This is a genomic window from Pseudomonas sp. R43(2017) (assembly GCF_002112345.1).
Classification (GTDB): Bacteria; Pseudomonadota; Gammaproteobacteria; order Pseudomonadales; family Pseudomonadaceae; genus Aquipseudomonas; species Aquipseudomonas kribbensis.
In genome coordinates, this window is record NZ_NEHJ01000017.1 from 1 (window position 1) to 1,847 (window position 1,847).

Sequence of the window (1,847 nt, forward strand, 5' to 3'; positions counted from 1 at the left end):
GTTGCCGTTCGAGTTCAGCCGGTTGTATCGCACCAGTGCGGTTGAGATCGATGTCGGGTTGGGGTTTGGCTGGAGCCATTCGCTGGCGCATCGGCTGGAAGTTGAGGGCGATGGCGTGGTCTGGGTTGACCATGAGAACCGGCGCACGCGATTTCCGCTGCCGACTGTCGAGCGGCCGGCGATTCACAACAGTCTGTCGCGGGCGGCGATCTTTCTCGGGGATGAGCCGGAGGAACTGATCGTTGCGCTGGCGGGTGAGGCGGCGCGGTTTTATCACTTTCGGGCTGGGCGCCTGACGGTTGTCAGTGATGCGTACGGCAACCGGTTGCGCATTTCGCGTGATCGTCTGGATCGGGTTGAGCGCCTCGATAACGGGGCCGGTCGTTCCTTGTTGCTGCGCTACGAGCGGGCGCATCTGGTGGCGGTTGATTATCAGGTGTGGCGCGATGCGTCCTGGCGTACCGAACAGACGCTGGTCAGCTATCGCTTCGATGCCCGCCACCGGTTGATCGAAGCGACCAACGCCGTCGGCGAAAGCGAGCGTTACGACTACGACGATGCCCACGTCATCCTGCAGCGGCAGTTGACGGGCGGCGCGAGCTTCTTCTGGGAGTGGGAACGTGCCGGCAAAGCGGCACGTTGCGTGCGGCACTGGGCGTCGTTTTCGCAGATGGACACGCGTTACGTCTGGGATGACGCCGGCAGCGTGACGGTGCAGTACGTCGACGGCCGTGAAGAGGTTTACGTCCACGACGACACCGCTCGGCTGGTGCGTCAGGTCGCGGCCGACGGTGGAGAGCAGCTCAAGGCCTACGATGCGCAGGGCCGGCTGGTCGCCGAGCAGGATGCGCTGGGGGCGGTCACCGAGTACCGCTACGACGACGTCGGACGGTTAGTTGCGCTGATTCCGCCGGACGATGCGCCGACGTCCTACGAGTATCGCAACGGTTTCCTGCACCGCCGTAGCCGGGGCGAGGCGCAGTGGACCTACCGGCGCAATGCCCAGGGCGATATCACCGAGGCGGTCGATCCGGACGGCCATGTCACCCATTACCACCACGATGCACAGGGGCGGTTGCTGTCGATCCGTTATTCGGACAGTGGCCGGCATGTGTTCGTGTGGAACGACCTCGGGCAACTGGTCGAGGAAAGTCTGCCGGACGGTGGGGTTCGGAAGTTTTCCTACGACGCCTTGGGGCGGCGGATTACTGCGCAGGACGAACATGGCGCGATCACCCGTCATGCGTGGGACGCCGTTGGCCGGCTGATCCAGACCACCTCGCCGAATGGCGCCACCCGGGCCTGGTCCTACAGCGCCTACGGCCAGATCACCGCCGAACGCGATGAACTGGGGCGCATCACCCGCTACGAGTATGACGACGACCTGCACCTGGTCAGCCGGCGGATCAACCCCGACGGTACGCGGCTGCAGTACCGCTACGACCATGCGCAGCTGTTGCTCACGGAGATCGAGAACGAGTCCGGCGAGAAGTACCGGCTGGACTACACGCCCACCGGACTGATCCGACAGGAAACCGGCTTCGATGGGCGGCGCACCGCGTACGCCTACGACCGCAACGGTCATCTGCTGGAGAAGACCGAGTACGGTGACGACGGCTCGACGCTGGTCACCGCTTATGAGCGCGACAGCGCCGGACGTCTGCTGCTCAAGACCCTGCCGGACGGGGTTGAGGTCAGCTATCGCTATGACCGTTTGGGCCGTTTGGTCGGTGTGGATGACGGCCAGGATCACCCGCTGGCCTTCGAATACGACCTGCAGGACCGACTGGTCCGTGAGCATCAGGGCTGGGGCACCTTGCGCTACACCTACGACGCCTGCGGCCAGC

Annotated in this window: 1 protein-coding gene; it reads left to right on the forward strand. The window is 64.5% G+C overall.

Features of this window, described 5'->3' with window-relative positions; genetic code table 11:
• Positions 1 to 1,847, forward strand: a 1,847-nt coding sequence (locus tag CAG02_RS29390; protein ID WP_139831921.1) for a DUF6531 domain-containing protein, incomplete at both ends; no start/stop codon positions are given.